Consider the following 17,383-nt stretch of genomic DNA (forward strand, 5'->3'; position numbering starts at 1 on the left):
AGGAGTAGTAACGGGAAAGTCTTGCTGGTTACGAGTGATAATTGCATCTAGTTGATTGATGACAGCAGTGCTGTATTGAATCCCACATTCCGCAGATGTGGCTGGGATTTTTTTATTAGTTGTGAAAGCTGGGAGCCAATATGCTTTTGGATTGAACTTATGGGGTTTTAGCGTTACAGGAGCCTGTAAAATTTACCTAGATTAAGTAAGTTGAAAGAATTGACTTTTTCTAATATATTCATGTCGCTATTTTATCACTTCAACTCATCTTTTCAACCAAGTCAACTCATGCCAAGAGCAAATTATCTTGACTCATAAATGAGGATTATTTACAAATATTTATACCTTAATACCAATCATCATCCACTTGAAAATATTAAATAGTATTGACAGCAATACTGCCCTAAATGCTTTAATACAACTTGACGGTCTGGGGTTAAATTGCTGACTTGCTTCTCTCCATTTATAGTCACTAAATGCACCGCCTGAAACATCTGAAATATCCAGCGCATTGTCGGCTTATTGGTTAATTTCTTCACTTGATTTTTTACCCCCTCATTGGTGACTTCTAATTGTTGTCTCAATTTTCTTTGAGCTAGGTTATACACTAACAAGCACAGTCCCATTATCATTCCAATTGCTTCCACTCGCTCCGGCTTTTTCACAAATACGCTTGACGTAAAAAATAACGGATCTTTGATAAATCTAAATCCTCTCTCGTTACTTTGCTGCGCTTTGTATTCCGATAATACCTGTTGATTACTCACGGATTTTGTGTCTAAGATATTCGTGGCTAATATAAATCTCCCAGCTTTGACTTTTTCCGCTTCTATTACTGATTTTTGGGTTTCTATTTTACCTGTAACTTGATAAACTATTGTCTTGGTCTGGCTCTCTATTTTCGGCTTGATTTTCGTTTTTTTACGGGCTTTTCTCGGTATTCAATTTCGGCAAGCTGGTGATATTTCCAAGACTCTGATAACCGTTTTATTGCCATATCTGCATCGGCAATACAAGCAAACTCTTGTTTGAATATCTTACGCAATGAGGCTTTGGCTAATTCTAACTGTTTCGCTACGTGCTCGGATATTTTTTAATGGCTGCTTGTTTTCTGATTTCACTCTCTATCACTAGCCATCTTTGCTTGATGTTAGCATAATCACTTGATATCGCTGCTATTTTATACCCCTTTATTTGATTTGGCTCCCAGGCATTATCTTCTATATCCCAGATTTTATTTTGAGCTTCTTTGATACTTAATGGTACTCTGGTTATCCATTTCATTCCTGCCATCGCTGACAAATTAGGAGCTGTGTATAAGGCACTGTCTGCTACACATATACCGTCAAATGTCCACTGATTTTTAAATTCTTTCAGTCTTTCTACAAATACACTTTTATCGTCGGCGTTTCCGTCATCTATTTTGAGATACAACCCACATTCCGCAGATATTTGATCGGATTTAATTTCAAAAGAATTCAGAATTTTCCAACCTTCAAATGATTGCATAGCAATCATTTGAAGGTTTTTAAGGTATAATAATTGGTGCAAGTAGAGCAACCCTTAAAACCATGAAAAAGCCCTCGGAAGCTATAAATATCGTAAATTTAGACCACTTGGGAATAGTAGCAGGGATAATAGATGAAATGGAATTGGTAGAAGAAGTCAACAAAAAAGTGGGAATAAAAATTAAAGAAACCCTAAGCCCAGGACAAGTAATGAAAGCAATGATTTTGAACGGACTGGGATTTTTGAGCGCCCCAATCTACCTATTCGATGCTTTTTTCGTTGGAAAAGCAACAGAACATCTAATTGGAGAAGGAGTGACCCCCGAACAATTAAATGATGACAGAATCGGGAGAGCATTAGATAAATATTATCGAGCTGGAACGACAAAGTTATTTACAGCAATTGCCCTGAAAGCAGCGTTGAAATTTCAAGTATCAATGAAAAGCGTTCACCTAGATAGCAGTTCAATATCAGTAGAAGGAGCATACAAAAACTGTCAGGAAAAAAGCCAGATGATAAAAGTGTCTTTGTAGAGAGATTGAAAGAATTTAAAAACCAGTGGACATTTGACGGAATCTGTGTAGCAGACAGTGCTTTATACACAGCAGAAAATTTGTCAGCAATGGCAGGAATGAAATGGATAACGAGAGTACCATTAAGCATCAAAGAAGCTCAAAATAAAATCTGCAAGATTGAAGATAGTGCCTGGGAAAACCCTGAAATAAAAGGATATAAAATAGCAGTCCAAACGAGTGATTATGCTGGCATCAAGCAAAGATGGCTAGTAATAGAAAGTAAAATCAGAAAGCAAGCAGATCTTAAAAAAATACTCAAGCAAGTAGAGAAACAATTAGAATCAGCCAAAGCCAAACTGCGTAAGCTATCTAGGCAGGAATTTGCTTGTATTGCCGATGCGGAAACTGCAATAAAAAAGTTATCAGACTCATGGAAATATCACCAAATAACAGAAATTAAATCCCAAGAAAAAACAGTTAAAGCAACAAAAAGCAATCTCAAAAAACTCGGTCAGATACAAACAAAAGCTTATCAAGTTACGGGTGAAATAGCACCCCGAAATTCAGCGATTGAAGCGGAAAAAGTCAAATCTGGGAGATTTATATTAGCCACAAATATCTTAGATACTGAAGCAGTAAGCAATCCACAGGTATTATTGGAATATAAAGCGCAGCAAAGTAATGAGAGAGGATTTAGATTTATCAAAGATCCGTTATTTTTTACTTCCAGTGTATTCGTGAAAAAGCCGGAGCGAGTTGAAGCAATCGGAATGATAATGGGACTGTGTTTGTTAGTATATAACCTGGCGCAAAGGAAATTGAGACAACAATTATCAGCTACTAACGATCGAGTGAAAAATCAGGTAAAGAAATTAACCAATAAGCCGACAATGCGCTGGATATTTCAGATGTTTCAAGCGGTGCATTTAGTAACGATAAATGGAGCGAAGCAGGTTAGCAATTTAACCCAAGAGCGTCAAGATATCTTGCGGCATTTAGGAGAGTATTGCTGTCAATACTATTTAATATTTTCAAGTGAATGACGAGCGATAGCGAAGTGTAAATATTTGTGAATAATTTTCATTAATTAGTCAAGGTAATTTGCTCTTGGCATAATTTCCCTTGCTTCAAAATATGAGCGATCGCGATAAAATAGCAATGTGAACATATCAGAAAAAGTCAATTATTTCAACTTCCTTGGTTTAGGTAAATTTGACAAGCTTCTGTAACGCTAAAGCCGCATAAGTTCAACCCAAAAGCATTGGGCTTCCAAGTTTTCACAACTGATTAAAAAATCCGATCAAATATCTGCGGAATGTGGGATTTAAAGCCAGTGAAATAACAGCTCGATCGACTGTAGCGACTTGGCAGAAGGTGGCTAACTGCCTTAAAAAAGCAAGTGTAGAATCGCGACCTTTACCTCTACGAATAATGTAGTAAAGATCGCTAAAAGTCGATCCTGAAATATAACCTTCAACTTGCCCTTGCTCAACGAACGATAAGACGCGATCGCTATCAGGAAAGAAAGGCTTTCGCTCAAGAGCAACATCGACTATAACATTGGTGTCTAACAAAATTTTCACAGGTTATGTTTCTCCTTCAAATATTCCCATTTTGCTTGTTTGTCTGGATCGTCGAAATCTTGTGTTTCAGGTGTGGTGTCTTCATCAAATAAACCCTGAAATGCCTTGACTTGGCTTTCAAACTTCCTCTTAGGTGTCTCTGGTTGTAATTCTTCGGTTACTGAAACTGTAGAACTGGCAACTTTATCAACTGTTTGCAAGAGGATAATTTCAACATCGCCTGGGGGCATATTAACAGGTTCGGCAACTATTAAATTACCTGCGGAATCGATAGTTCCTTTGAGTTTGTATGCTTGCATGATATTTGCCTATAACTCTATTTCTATTTTATATGGCACTTACGTATCCGTAACGCTGCCCTCTGGGGGGTATTTTTACCGCCTAGAGGGGCGAGTTACGTAAAAGTCTAAAGGTATAGAAGTGTTTATTTATACTTAACCTACTTAGTTTCTGCGATCGCTCTCTTGTCTTCTGCGACAATTCAGGGTGCGAAGGGGATTTTGAGCCTGAAATCCATCATTTTACCTACCTCCGTAACGCCAAACTTCACGCGGAGAGGGGATTTTTAAAGATTGAGTGAAATTTGCCCAAGACTATTTACACCCGTACTTTGGCGAGTAATGATTGAGGAAGTAGGGGGTGTCAGCCAGAGGGGGTTATACCCTTCGCTATAAGTAAAAGTTTGATGGCGCGACTCCCTGTGAGGAGGATTTATGAATAAAACAACTAATTTACTGACGAAATTTACTACCTCTGCACTGATATTAAGTCTTTTAGTTGCTGTGGCTGCTCCCAAAGCGTCTGCTGGCGATAAATTACCGCAGCAAAAGAGTGAAATCAAACTCGCCTCGCGCGATCGCGCCGCCTCTGAAACTTCAAAGCAATTTTTGCTCCCTCCTGTGGCGATAGTAGTTCGCGAAGTATTAGAAGAGGGAGAGTTACAATTTACTGAACTTTTAACTCTGAATGGTTTAGCCTTGGCCGCTAGCGGATTAGTGGGAATTCGCCGTTTTCGGCAAGGGAAAAAAGTAAATGGTCTTTAAGCTTTAGTGTTTAAAAAAGCTTAAATTGAGCTTATCTTCTACTTCTTCTACTCCTGCGAGGTCTGCTACTGGTGCTATCAGAATTAGAGGGAAATGTTTGCTGTTTTCTCGTCTCATTTTTAATGTTAGTATCGGGGTTAGAGGAGTTAAAGGTAGAATTTCTGCGGATGATAACTGGAATATTTACACGCACACCGCAGCGCCGACCTAATGAGTCTATATTAGTTGAATAATTACATTTTACTAGCTCTGGGCTTGGTGAGGCTGGCTCTTCAAACTTGTCGATCAGGGTTTGGGCTAGTTCGTAATTCTTTGTATCTCCCTGCTTAGAAAAAAGCTCTGCTGCTTGGCGGAAGTCTTGCAAACCTTGCGGTTTAGAGCCTATTTGATAGCGAATAGCGCCTCGTTCTAGGTAGGCTAGGGCATAGTTAGGGTTAAGGCGAATGGTTTGTTCATAATCTGCGTTCGCCTTTTGTTTAATTCCCATTTCATAGTAGGCTTGACCCCTGCTAAAGTAGGCATCTGCAAAGTTAGCATTAAATTTTAGTGCCTGGTTATAGTATTGAATTGCCTGATAGTTATCACCTAGTTTTGAATGAGAAATTCCTAAGCCGAGATAAGCTTGGGGTAAGTTCTGGTTGAGGCTAACTGCTTGGTTAAAATCTGCGATCGCGCCTCGATAATCGGCTTTTTCCAGCTTCAGAGAACCTTGATTGCTGAAAATAACAGCTTTTTGGGCTGTAGCGAATCTTTGACTAATAACAGTCTGATTCGCAAGGTAATTAGAGAGCTTTTGTTGAGCTGGAATATAAACAGATGCGTCTGTTGGAATCGCCTGTAAAAGCGCGATCGCTTGCTGCAATTTACTTTGCGAACCCTGCCAAACTTCCGCCGCATGAGGTGGATTTTTTACGGCAATAGCAGCTTCTAATGCTAATTTTTGAGCAGTTTCTAGACTTTGAACAGCTTTGATATTTTGCTCAACTGACACCAAACTGGGACGGAGGTTTGCTAAATCTGATTGAGCTTGATGATAGGCAAAACCAGGTAAGTTAGGGATTTTATCTAAATTTGCTACTGATTTTATGAGGCTTTCGCGTACAGTTGTTAGTAAATTTATATCTGTTGAAGTTCTAAATTTTTCTTGGTCAGCTATCAGTATCTTGGCTTGATTCAGACTTACTTCTTGTGATTTGATTAACGCAATCGCGCCTGCACTTACGCCCATAATTAAAACACTTAATCCTGCTAATAAACTTAGGGGGATTTTGCGATTTCTAGTAGGAACTTGATTATTAGTTTTGGGTGTTTTGCGTCTTTTTTTCTTACGCGGTTTTTTCGGTTCTGATTCTACACTTGAGTCGTTAATAACAGACTGAGAATTATCTAATGATGGGCTAGTTAACGATGCGCTAGCAGTAGATTGTATATTCTCGATATGATATTTATCAACAAAGCTTTGTAATCCAGCATTATATCCTTGTCCTACAGCCTGAAACTTCCATTCTCCTTTGTTTCTATACAAACGGCCAAACTCTACAGCCGTCTCTTGGGAAAAACTTTCTGCTAGATCGTAGCGGGTAATTTCGCTACCATTATCCAAGTTACAAATTCTGATAAAAGCATTTTTAACTAGGCTAAAGTTGGCATCTTTTTCTGGATTTTCTTCAATAGTACCAACAAATATTATTTCCTGAATATCAGAATTAATTTTTTCCAGCATCACACCATAAATCGCCTTATTTCCTGTCTTTTCTTGTTGTTCTTTCTTAGGTGATGATTGCAGGATAGCGCCATCAAAGGATTGTAGATTATTGTAGAATACAAAATATTGTTCGTGAGGAATTTTGCCATCTGCTCCTAACATAAACGCAGAGGCATCTATCTCATAACTTTGATCGGAGTGAGTTGACTCCCAACCGAGGGCGATCGCAACTTTCTTTAAATCGGGAGCTTGTTTAGAAAGGTTAAACCTTGCACCCTTAGTTAATTCGACTACCATCTGCGATCGCCCTATAAATATAAATATTTTATTGCAGAATATTATAATAGGTAGTAGATATCCCGCTTCTGAATTTTAACAAATCTTAAAAATCAGTCTAAGCGTGCATTCGCGTTGTGAAGACATAAATTCCTCAGTTAAGTTATACTATCATTAGGTTTAATTTTTATACTTTTTACAGTCAGGGTAAAAATTTACTATGACTTTAGCTCGATCGCTCCTCAAATTGTCAATTGTAAGTGCTGTTGTATTGGGTAGTGCAGTTATTTCAGCCGGAACTTTGCCAGCGATACCAGTGGTGGGGGGAATCCTAATAACAGAAAGCATTATTGATAGTATTCTCAATTCCTTTGCAGGTGTGGCTGGCGGTATTGCTGCAAATACGGCTGATAATTTATTGCCATCCACAGAACCTCAATTTGTTTCCTTGACTAATAATGATTTGACAAAAGCAGCAGGAAAGGCGATTGCCTCTGTGATTGCTGTTTTTGCTAAAAATCATAATGATAAAGATACAAAGTCTAAACTGGATAGATTAGCCAAAATTGCGAAAGATCGCTGGTCAGAAATTGCCAATGAGCAAATTGAACAAAGACACTACCCAGAAGAACTAAAAGAAATTAAATTACAAGAATTTCTCACTCCTACTGGTGAAAGTTTTACTGCTGAAACGGCTCTGGATATTGACGCTTGGGAGAAGATTGTTAATTTATTAGATAAGAAAGATACAGAGAAAAAGCATTTTTTGGGGAATCAAGCAACTGTTAATCCAGTAACTAATAGTCGAGTTGCTCACGAACTATGTCAAAATTTCCCGAAGGCTTTACGGGAAGTTTTAAAAGAGGATTTTAAGAAAGATGGTAAGGCTTTTGCAGTTTTGACTATTCAATTGTTACAAGAAACTCGGAAAAATTTAGAGAAAACCAGTGAAGATGTAACTAAAGTTATCGCCCGCTTACAACAGTTAGAAACTCAATTAACTGGTAGTGATGAACACCAGCAACAGTTATTTACAGAACTAGCTGCTAAAATTGACTCTGGTTTTGCTGAATTTTGTCAACGATTCGGAGTGGTAGAAACTAATATTACTCAAATTTTACAAGGCTTAGATGAAATTAAAGAGCATATCGAAGATATTAAAGAGAATGTGGAAAAGATTAAGGCTAGACTTGACAAAATTCTCCACTCTCAACCAACATCTTTAACGGCTGAACAATGGCGCGATGTTTGTTTTATTATGTTTGCAGATCGCGAACATAAAACCACCACAAATTTTTTGTATGGAATCGCTGGCTTTACTCCCAACTTTGATGATATTTATGTACGTCTAGCTTTAGTAGAAAAGCAAGTTAAACCTAAATCCGAAGCTAATATTACTCCTGAAACTGGATCGGCGGCTTATCGGGAAAAACCCACCCAGGAAATAGAAACTCAAATCAGTGAAGATGAGTTTTTTCATCAAGTATTGGGAAATGGGAAAAGTCCGAAAAGTCAAGGGCGTAGAATTGCGATTATTGGGGAACCGGGGGCGGGTAAAACTACGCGGTTACAAAAAATTGCTAAGTGGATTTTTAAGGGAAATTTAGGTTTGCCGATTTGGATCGATTTGCGGAAGTTGGACGGTAAATCAATTCAGCAATATTTAAAAGAAACTTGGTTGCATGATGCGACGGGAATTGAGAGTCATTGGCAAGGTTTAATTGAACAATTTAACCAGCAGCGAGTTTGGTTATTATTAGATGGTTTAGATGAAATGACTGTGCTGGCTAATGCTCACGAGTTGCTGAAATTACAGGGATGGGTGAGTAAGGCACGGGTAATTGTCAGTTGTCGGACGAATGTTTGGGATGGCGCAAGTTTCGGAAATAGCGATTACGATCTGTTTCGGAATCAGGATTTTGCGCCGGAAGAAGTGCAGAAATTTATTAGGAATTGGTTTGATCGGGCGAAACACCCGCAGGTTGGAGAATTTTTGTTAGCAAAGTTGGCGCAACCGGAACATCAACGCCTTGCGGATTTGATTAGAAATCCTTTGCGGTTAACTCTGTTTTGTTTGAATGGTTTGGAATATCGGGACAAGGGCGGTTTACCGGAGACGCAAGCAGCACTTTATGAGGCTTTTGTTGAGCAGTTTTACAAGGCAAATAATGAGAAAACTCAATCGGATTTGTGGACAGATAAAAATCAGCAAAAGGAGTTAAATCAGGTGTTGGCTGAGTTGTCACTGTGGGCGATGACGCGGGAGATGACTGCGAGTAGTTCGCGTTTTTTAATTCGCCCTAGTGAGTTGTCGCCACAATTAAAGCAAAAGTTGGGGGGTGAAGATGTAAATAATTGGTTGGCCTGTCGGTTGGGTTGGTTGAATTTGGTCGGTGTCGATCCCCAAAATCAGCAGCTTTATGGGTTTTATCATGCTACTTTTCAGGAGTATTTTGCGGCTTTGGGGGTGAAAAATGGTTGGTGTTTCTTTGAGGGAAATCGCATTTTTGATCGGGAATGGAAACAGATAATTTTGCTGTGGTTGGGGCGTAAGGATGTTAGGGATGAGGAAAAAGAGGAGTTGATTCAGACGTTGATTGACTTTGAGGATGGGTGTAATGATTTTTATACGTTTCGTGCCTATTTTCTAGCAGCGGCGGGGATTAGTGAGTTTAATTCTGGTAAGTCTGAGGAGATTGTTAATCAAATTGTGCGATTGGTTTCTGGTTATTTTAATGAAGAAAACCAGGAATGGATGATATATCTTGCTCCTATTAAAGAAACTGCCACACAGGTATTAAAAGAGACTGATAGGGGAAAGGCGATCGCATCTTTAGTTAATCTGCTGGCAGCTACTGAGGATGAATTTACCCGTGGCCTAGCAGCGGAGAGCTTAGGTAAAATCGGTCCCGGCAACCAAGAGGCGATCGCATCTTTAGTTAATCTGCTGGCAACTGCTGAGGATGAATCTACCCGTTGGCGAGCAGCCGAGAGCTTGGGTGAAATCGACCCCGGCAACCAAGAGGCGATCAGATATTTTGTCAATCTGCGGGCAACCACTGAGGATGAATCTACCCGTTGGCGAGCAGCCGAGAGCTTGGGTAAAATCGACCCCGGCAACCAAGAGGCGATCGGATATTTTGTCAATCTGGGGGATAAAGATACCTGGCAAGCAGTCTATAACTTAGGTAAAATTGGCACGGGCAACCAGGCGATCGCGGCTTTAGTCAATTTGCTGGCAACTTCTAAGGATGAATCTACCCGTTGGCGTGCAGCCAACAGCTTGCTTAAAACCATCGAAACTAACGAACAATATGCCTATGTTGTCTCGCAATTGCAACCCTATCTCAGCGATGAAACTTGCCAAAACAACTTCGAGCTATTTGACAATTGTTACCGAATCCTCTGGCAATGCGCCCAAAATCTCCCCTATCACCAATTCTATCAACTCTGGAACCAGCAACCCCACCCGGCAACCCTACCCCTCACCCAAAGATTAAAAAACCATCCTCCCCTCAACCAATATCAATGGCTGTTAATTGATGGCAGTAAATTCATCGACAGAGACAACCCCGCCCTAGATATTTATGACCAAATGCTGGCGGCAAACTATCCAGAAAGCAGCCAAAAACTCCCGGAAACCATGCAGCTATTCGGATTCTACTGGAATCAATTGCAACGGAATCAAACCGCCCCGATTTTAATCTTTTATGAAGACCCCGCGCCGCCCTTACGCCAAGGTTTTAACCCAGTTTTTCTCACAGCATTCAGTCGGTTAGCGGGTAAAATTTGCATCATTAGTGATGAAGTAAATCTCTGTGTGAAAACCTTTGCACCGAGTCATCCGAATTTAGAAAAAGAGATTTGCCGATGGATAGAGGAAGTGGACGCGAATAATTAATAATCAATATCATACACAACTCAGACTTCGTGAGGGCGCTTAGCTGCGTGTTCTTCCAGACGGTGAGCCATAAAGCAGAGTGTTGACGCTTTCGATCCCCTACAACATAATAGATACCAGAAGGCAGAAGACAGCTATGCTGAAAGCAGAAATTAGAAGAAAAATTCAATCTTCATCATGGTTTCAGCAAATAAGAATGTCTTCATCACCTTAGCAGTTGCTATATCTACAGGAGAATGGCGCAGGCATATCTTACAGTCGCTAACATCCTGTCTGCTTTTAAAATACGGTGGATAGTCCGCCTTTCTCAACAGGGTAAGTTAAAAGTGCGTGCAGTAGTTATTCACTAGCCTCAATTGAGAGCTAAATGCTTCTATGTTATTAGAACAGCTTTCAATTAAGGATATACTGCTTTTAATTACAATTACAAATTAGCAATTTGAACGCAAAGTTCATAGATTTTAGTAACTTAACTTTCCGATCGATTAGCAATTACCAATTACCCTAGTCTACCTTATGCAACTGAAAACGGCTATAAAATCTGTCACCCGTCCCGTTTCTAAAGTTTCAGGTAAAATTCCCCTCCGCATCTTGCTTGTAGTCCCCTTTGTTCTACAAATCTTTGGAGCAGTAGGACTCGTAGGATATCTATCATTTCGCAACGGACAGAAAGCTGTTAACGATGTAGCTACGCAACTTCGCAGCGAAGTTACTGATAGAGTACAGCAACACCTCCAGAATTATCTCCGCCAACCAAATGTCATCAATCAAATTAATGCCGATGCTGCTAAGCGCGGAGAATTAACTTTTGATGATTTCCCGGCTGCACAGTATTTTCTCTGGCAAGAAATCCAGTTGTTTAATGCCATTAACTCCATTTATATTGGGAGTAAAGAGGGAGAATTTATCTATGTAAAAAACGAACAGAACGGCACATACACAGGTAAAGTCGTTGAGCAATCTCCAGAACGTCGAGCCTATAAACTCGATAGCCAAGGTAATATAGGTGAGTTGATCGTAGTTGATAAATATGACCCCAGAACTCGACCTTGGTACATCAAAACAATTCAAACCAAGCAACCTAATTGGAGTGAGATTTATAACTTTACTGGCGGCGAATTGGGCATCACAGCATCGAGGTTGTTATATGACAATACAGGCACTTTTCGCGGAGTAATGGGTGTTGATTTAATTCTCAGCTTAATTAGTGATTTCCTGAAAAGTATCAATATTAGTCCTCAAGGTCAAGTCTTCATTATTGAACGTTCAGGTTTATTAGTAGGCACTTCAACTCCTGAAAATCCCTTTATTATGAACGACCTGGACAAGAAGGCAAAACGCCTCAGTGCCATCGATAGTAAAGATCCCTTAACTCGCGCTACAGCTCAATATTTAACCAAACATTTTAGCAATCTCAGCCTGCTTGAAAAATCAGAACAACTCGATTTTTTAATTGATGGTCAGCGGCAATTCGTGCAAGTTGTACCTTACAAAGACATAATGCGATTAGATTGGCTGATTGTCGTTGTCGTTCCCGAATCTGACTTCATGGAACATATTAATGCTAACAATCGCACTACAATTTTACTATGTTTAACTGCATTGCTATTAGCTACCTTTATAGGAATTATTACCTCCCGCTGGATTATTCGACCGATTATGAAATTAAAAGATGCAGCAACAGCTCTTTCTCAAGGAGAATTTAATCAACAAGTTAACATAGAACGTTCCGATGAACTAGGTGTTTTGGCTAAGGCTTTTAACAGCATGGCAAGGCAGTTACAAGAGTCATTTACTAGCTTAGAAACTAAAAATGCTGAATTGCAACAACTAGATAAACTCAAAGATGAGTTTTTAGCAAATACATCTCACGAACTCCGCACCCCCCTTAATGGTATTATCGGTATTGCTGAATCTCTAATAGATGGAGCTACAGGTTCATTACCAGACAAGACTGTTTCTAATCTGGCATTAATTGTATCTAGTGGCAGAAGGCTTTCCAATCTAGTCAACGATATTCTAGATTTCTCTAAGCTTAGCCACAATAATATGGAACTAGAAATTAAACCGATTGGGATGCGAGAAATTAGTGAAGTAGTGCTGACTCTTTCTCAACCGCTAATCGGCAAAAAATCTTTGCAATTAATCAATGCAATTAGTCCTGAAGTGCCGCTAGTAGATGCTGATGAGAATCGGATGCAGCAAATTCTACATAACATCATTGGTAATGCCATAAAATTCACAGAAAAGGGGATTGTAGAAGTTTCAGCAGAGGTTGTCGATTCTTCATCTAAGCTATTACAAGAAGGCTACATAAAAATAGTTGAAAGTAATGATTCATCAACACAAAATCAACGATTAGCGATTACTGTTGCCGATACTGGGATTGGCATACCAGAAGATAAACTAGAGAGAATTTTTGAGGCTTTTGAGCAGGGTGACGGTTCCACCGCTAGAGAATACGGCGGTACAGGTTTAGGTTTAGCAGTGACGAAACAGCTAGTAGAATTGCACCAAGGGGAAATTTGGGTATCCTCTAAAGTTGGAGTTGGTTCTAAGTTTATTTTTACTTTGCCTATTTCCCAAAATCAGCTTCAACCTAACCAATATATATCACCGATTTCTGCAATCGATAAAACGCAAGATTCAAACATCGCTCCTCTGATTCATCCTGAAGTTAAAGACTCATCGGGTAGCGAATTGAAGATTCTTATAGTTGATGATGAACCCGTTAATATCCAAGTTTTAATTAACAATCTTTCCGTTTTGAAATATGAGGTGACACAAGCAACTAATGGTTTTGAAGCTTTAGAAATTATTGAGAATGGATTTAGACCAGATTTAATTTTATTAGATGTAATGATGCCGCGAATGAGCGGCTATGAAGTTTGTCAAATATTGCGTGAAAAGTTTCCGGCTATTGAGTTGCCAATTGTAATGTTAACCGCGAAAAATCAAGTCACAGATTTAGTGGAAGGTTTTAATTCGGGCGCTAATGATTATCTAAGTAAACCTTTTTCCAAAAATGAATTGTTAGCGAGAATTAAGACTCATATTCGTCTGGCTAAAATCAATGCTGCTTATGGTCGTTTTGTTCCCCATGAATTTCTAAATTTCTTGGGACAAGAAAGTATTGTTGATGTGAAATTAGGCGATCAAATCCAGAAAGAAATGACGGTGATGTTTTCAGATATTCGCTCATTTACCACGCTATCCGAGGGGATGTCGCCCGAAGAGAATTTTAGTTTTCTTAATGAATACTTGAGTCGAGTTAGCCCCGTAATTCGCGATCATAATGGCTTCATTGATAAGTATATTGGCGATGCAATTATGGCTTTATTTCCACAGTCAGCGAATGATGCTGTTGCTGGTGCAATTGCGATGCAAAAACAAGTAAATATTTACAATGAAGAACGCCAAAAAGAGGGTTATCTTCCTATTTCGATTGGGGTGGGTTTACATACGGGAAGTTTAATGTTAGGAACTATTGGCTCTCAAGAGCGGATGGAAAGTACAGTAATAGCCGATGCAGTCAATCTTGCTTCTCGTTTAGAAGGGTTAACCAAGCTTTATGGTGCGGGGATTTTAATCAGTCATAAAACGCTTTGCTGTCTCGATTATACGGAAGAACAAAAGTTTAGATTTTTGGATAGGGTGATGGTAAAGGGGAAAAAGGCGGCGGTAGCAATATTTGAAGTTTTCGATGGGGAGGGAGAGGAGCAAAATCGATTAAAAACTCAGACTCAGGCGCGTTTTGAAGTGGCAGTTTTTCTTTATTATCAGCAACAATTTGATGAAGCAAAGATAATTTTTCAGGAAGTTTTAGCGGTTAATCCTCAAGATAAGGCGGCGATGCTTTATATTAAACGCTGTGAGAAATATCAACAGTATGGAGTACCGGAAGGATGGGAAGGTATTGAGGAATTACAAGAAAAGTAATTGTTAGTTGTTAGTTGTTGGTTGTTAGTTGTTAGTTGTTAGTTGTTGGTTGTTAGTTGTTTTGTCATTGCGAGCGTAGCGAAGCAATCTCAAGACCTTGAGATTGCTTCGCTTCGCTCGCAATGACGTTATGTGTTAAAATTAGATTTAATTAAACATAGGGGATAGAAATATGCTCACCTCTAACCTAATGGCTCCTCCTGTAACTATTGCTCCCTTAGAAAATGGCGATCAACTTACTCGTTTTGAATTTGAGCGGCGTTATCAAGCAATGCCGCATCTCAAAAAAGCTGAATTAATTGAGGGAATTGTTTATATGGCATCGGCATTAAGAATTAGAAATCATGGGGAACCTCATGCTTATATTATGACTTGGCTGGGAGTTTATAAAGCCTCTACTCCCGGAGTACAGGTGGGGGACAATGCTACGGTGCGGTTGGATACTGATAATGAAGTACAACCGGATGCTTTATTAAGAATTGAACAGGGTGGAACTTCGCGGATTAGTGAGGATGATTATGTGGAAGGGGCACCAGAATTAATTGTAGAAATTGCAGCATCTACTGTTTCTATCGATCGGCATCAAAAGCTGAAAGTTTATCGTCGGAATGGAGTAAAAGAGTATGTGATTTGGCGAGTTGATGATGGTGAGTTGGATTGGTTTTATTTGCAAGATGGGGAGTATCGGCAACGAGAAGCTAATGCTGAGGGGATGATTTGCTCTCAAGTTTTTCCGGGTTTATGGTTAGATAAGGCTGCGTTGTTATCGGGGGATTTGGCGAAGGTTTTGGCGGAGTTACAAGGGGGATTAAGGAGTGAAGAATATCTGGCTTTTGTGGGAAGCTTGGGGAAGTAGGGGATAAAGGCGATCGCAGCGATCGAACAGAAAGAGGAGGATGCGCGATCGCGATTTGTTCTGCGACTGGTTAAGATTTTTCGATTATTGCTGGTATTTTGAGATGAACTAAGGCTTTTTGCAATACACTGGGCTTCACACTCAACCAGATTTGATTGCGATCGTCCTGAGTATAACCTATCACTACAGCTCCAATTGGTGAACCAATATCTGGATACATTTCTGGAGTCATATCTCCAGTGTCTACAAAATCGGTAATTTGAACAAGACCTTGCACTTTTTCGTCGCCAATGTTTACGAAAATGCCGAAGGGTGCATGATGCTCAACTTTACCATGAATTAGTTCACCTAAACGATACTTGGACTTGACCTGATTCCAAAACTGATCGCTCATTGCATTACCTCGTTTTTGGGACTCTGGGATCTTGGTTTAAGAAAGGAAACAAATCACTAAAGAATTTATCATACATACTATGTAAATATGGATTCCGACAATCATCTTTAGAGCATTTTCTAGAATAGTAATCTCTAAAATCCATCCTATCTCCCTCAGCATCAAGCCTTTTTTCTGCCAAAGCCTCAATAAAGTTTGTACTAACGATACCTAGAAAATACTCTAATTCTTCAACTGCAATAGTATGCCAATGGTATGTTTCCGAAATAGAGGGATATAGCTGTCTAATTTCATCTCTCAAAATTGAATTAAGGAAGTAAGAGCGGTCATAGGTAACTACTAGCCTCTCAGTTATTTTAATACCATTGAACCAATCGGGAACTGTGCATAAACCACTTTCGACATCATTTTCAAATTTCCACATCTGATCCACACCACCACCAATACTTAGTTTAAGATTCTGCTGAATATCTTGGAGATTACCCCATTTCTTAGCATTTAAGTAGAGTCCTGATTGCTTTACTTCTATTAAAACAGCGATACCATTTTGAATTACAAACCAGTCTGGTGTATCTTTAGAATTTTGTTTAGAACCATATCTCCACTCTTTCTGCACATTAGCTTCCCCAAATGTTTTCTTTAGAAGTAAGCCAACATATTCTTGAAAAACAGAGCCAAAAGCACCTCGAAATGGATTACTTTTACCACTTCTAAAATAGTCTGACTCTGACAATGAGAAATAAAGACCTCTAGTTACTCGCTCATAAATTAAAGTTGGTATTGGTGTTATATAAACCTGAGAAAATCCAGGTTTAACATTACGATCTGGAATAATTACAGGCTTAAGGTAAAGTGGATTAAAGCGAAACTTTTCATACTCATTAGCTGGTGGTAACTCTTTCCTCGATAGAGAGCGAAAGTCACTATAACTACATGAAATCCAATTAGCAAATGCTTGTTGTTTGTTAATACAAAAATATTTTTTCATGGAATTTGGATACTTATCTATTTCTTCATGTAAGCGGAAAAATCCGTTCTTTGCACTATCTGAAAAAACCAAGCTTAAAAATAATATTTCCTGCAAATTCAAACCACAAAAGCTTTGAATTGCATCAGCTATATCAATTTGATTGCTGCCTGCAACTGTATTCCATAAATCTCCATAAATAATTAGGGTTCTTGGCAAAAGGTGAGAGGCTTCACGATCATAGTCAAATTGAGCAGATCCAAATCTAATAAGACAACCTTGTGGATTTTCCCTATCCTCTTGAAATGGATCTGGAAGTCCAAAAAACATATCAATAACTGTTAATAAATCATTTATACTCATATCTTGGCTACGATAATCATTCGAGTTTTCAATTAATCGCATAGACAAGTAAGCAAGAACCCCGTTAGAAACAGGTACATTACTGATCGTATATAATCCTTCCTGGAATCTGATTTCATAGGATAACTTTCCAATGAGCCTAAGAGCATCACAGAGTTTAAATTTCCTTAAATATTGTCCTATCTCATCTGGAGAGTATCGCTTACGTCCTCTAGGGGTGTAAGTGATTATATTTTTCCCAGCAATAGTTCCTTCAAATTTAGTCATATTATTTTAGTCCCCAAGGTTTATATTGGTTTGTTATTTTATTTCAATATCTCAGCTTGTAACTG

Annotated in this window: 9 protein-coding genes and 2 pseudogenes; 5 read left to right on the forward strand and 6 right to left on the reverse strand. The window is 39.0% G+C overall.

All coding sequences use genetic code 11. The features are described 5' to 3' along the window. Positions 1-359 precede the first annotated feature (359 nt). Positions 360-1,434: pseudogene (locus OSCIL6407_RS38530) on the reverse strand (IS1634 family transposase); the annotation flags it as partial. Between the two features lie 137 nt (positions 1,435-1,571). On the opposite strand from OSCIL6407_RS38530, the pseudogene OSCIL6407_RS30380 reads away from it, so the two are divergent. Then, positions 1,572-3,067, forward strand: a pseudogene (locus OSCIL6407_RS30380) (IS1634 family transposase). Between the two features lie 234 nt (positions 3,068-3,301). On the opposite strand, the gene OSCIL6407_RS30385 reads toward OSCIL6407_RS30380, so the two are convergent. Further along, entirely contained in the window at positions 3,302-3,607 is a 306-nt protein-coding gene (locus tag OSCIL6407_RS30385) for a type II toxin-antitoxin system VapC family toxin (protein ID WP_019487057.1), read from the reverse strand. Beyond that, entirely contained in the window at positions 3,604-3,906 is a 303-nt protein-coding gene (locus tag OSCIL6407_RS0107110; RefSeq protein WP_007353501.1) for a hypothetical protein, read from the reverse strand. Before OSCIL6407_RS0107110 ends, OSCIL6407_RS30385 begins: the two co-directional genes overlap by 4 nt. A 414-nt stretch (positions 3,907-4,320) precedes the next feature. On the opposite strand from OSCIL6407_RS0107110, the gene OSCIL6407_RS0107115 reads away from it, so the two are divergent. After that, entirely contained in the window at positions 4,321-4,650 is a 330-nt protein-coding gene (locus tag OSCIL6407_RS0107115; RefSeq protein ID WP_007353503.1) for a hypothetical protein, read from the forward strand. Between the two features lie 31 nt (positions 4,651-4,681). Here OSCIL6407_RS0107115 and OSCIL6407_RS0107120 read toward each other — a convergent pair whose 3' ends face one another. After that, positions 4,682-6,652 (reverse strand): TerD family protein, encoded by a 1,971-nt coding sequence (locus OSCIL6407_RS0107120; RefSeq protein WP_007353504.1) that lies wholly within the window; start codon positions 6,650-6,652, stop codon positions 4,682-4,684. A gap of 199 nt (positions 6,653-6,851) precedes the next feature. Between OSCIL6407_RS0107120 and OSCIL6407_RS0107125 the strand changes: the two genes are divergently transcribed. The 3 genes from OSCIL6407_RS0107125 (at position 6,852) to OSCIL6407_RS0107135 (ending at position 15,327) form a co-directional block, all read left to right on the forward strand. Next, complete coding sequence (locus tag OSCIL6407_RS0107125; protein ID WP_007353505.1) at positions 6,852-10,532, forward strand: NACHT domain-containing protein; 3,681 nt, start codon at positions 6,852-6,854, stop codon at positions 10,530-10,532. A 516-nt stretch (positions 10,533-11,048) separates the two neighbouring features. Next, a complete protein-coding gene (locus OSCIL6407_RS0107130) occupies positions 11,049-14,471 on the forward strand; it encodes a response regulator (RefSeq protein ID WP_007353506.1) in 3,423 nt (1,140 codons plus the stop codon). A 172-nt stretch (positions 14,472-14,643) separates the two neighbouring features. Further along, complete coding sequence (locus OSCIL6407_RS0107135) at positions 14,644-15,327, forward strand: Uma2 family endonuclease (protein ID WP_007353507.1); 684 nt, start codon at positions 14,644-14,646, stop codon at positions 15,325-15,327. 70 nt (positions 15,328-15,397) lie between these two features. On the opposite strand, the gene OSCIL6407_RS0107140 is transcribed toward OSCIL6407_RS0107135, so the two are convergent. Both OSCIL6407_RS0107140 and OSCIL6407_RS0107145 read right to left on the reverse strand, forming a co-directional pair. Next, the gene (locus tag OSCIL6407_RS0107140) at positions 15,398-15,721 is read right to left on the reverse strand and encodes a S1 RNA-binding domain-containing protein (RefSeq protein WP_007353508.1); all 324 of its coding nucleotides are present in this window, start codon (positions 15,719-15,721) and stop codon (positions 15,398-15,400) included. A gap of 4 nt (positions 15,722-15,725) precedes the next feature. Further along, positions 15,726-17,318, reverse strand: coding sequence for a hypothetical protein (locus OSCIL6407_RS0107145; RefSeq protein ID WP_007353509.1), 1,593 nt, complete (start codon positions 17,316-17,318; stop codon positions 15,726-15,728). Positions 17,319-17,383 lie beyond the last annotated feature (65 nt).

The sequence above is a fragment of the Kamptonema formosum PCC 6407 genome, from assembly GCF_000332155.1.
Lineage (GTDB): Bacteria > Cyanobacteriota > Cyanobacteriia > Cyanobacteriales > Microcoleaceae > Kamptonema > Kamptonema formosum.

Bases quoted from the DNA above. Each gene is read 5' to 3' on its own strand.
- OSCIL6407_RS0107110 (WP_007353501.1), bottom strand. From the start codon at position 3,906: ATGCAAGCATACAAACTCAAAGGAACTATCGATTCCGCAGGTAATTTA.
- OSCIL6407_RS0107115 (WP_007353503.1), top strand. From the start codon at position 4,321: ATGAATAAAACAACTAATTTACTGACGAAATTTACTACCTCTGCACTG.
- OSCIL6407_RS0107120 (WP_007353504.1), bottom strand. From the start codon at position 6,652: ATGGTAGTCGAATTAACTAAGGGTGCAAGGTTTAACCTTTCTAAACAA.
- OSCIL6407_RS0107125 (WP_007353505.1), top strand. From the start codon at position 6,852: ATGACTTTAGCTCGATCGCTCCTCAAATTGTCAATTGTAAGTGCTGTT.
- OSCIL6407_RS0107130 (WP_007353506.1), top strand. From the start codon at position 11,049: ATGCAACTGAAAACGGCTATAAAATCTGTCACCCGTCCCGTTTCTAAA.
- OSCIL6407_RS0107135 (WP_007353507.1), top strand. From the start codon at position 14,644: ATGCTCACCTCTAACCTAATGGCTCCTCCTGTAACTATTGCTCCCTTA.
- OSCIL6407_RS0107140 (WP_007353508.1), bottom strand. From the start codon at position 15,721: ATGAGCGATCAGTTTTGGAATCAGGTCAAGTCCAAGTATCGTTTAGGT.
- OSCIL6407_RS0107145 (WP_007353509.1), bottom strand. From the start codon at position 17,318: ATGACTAAATTTGAAGGAACTATTGCTGGGAAAAATATAATCACTTAC.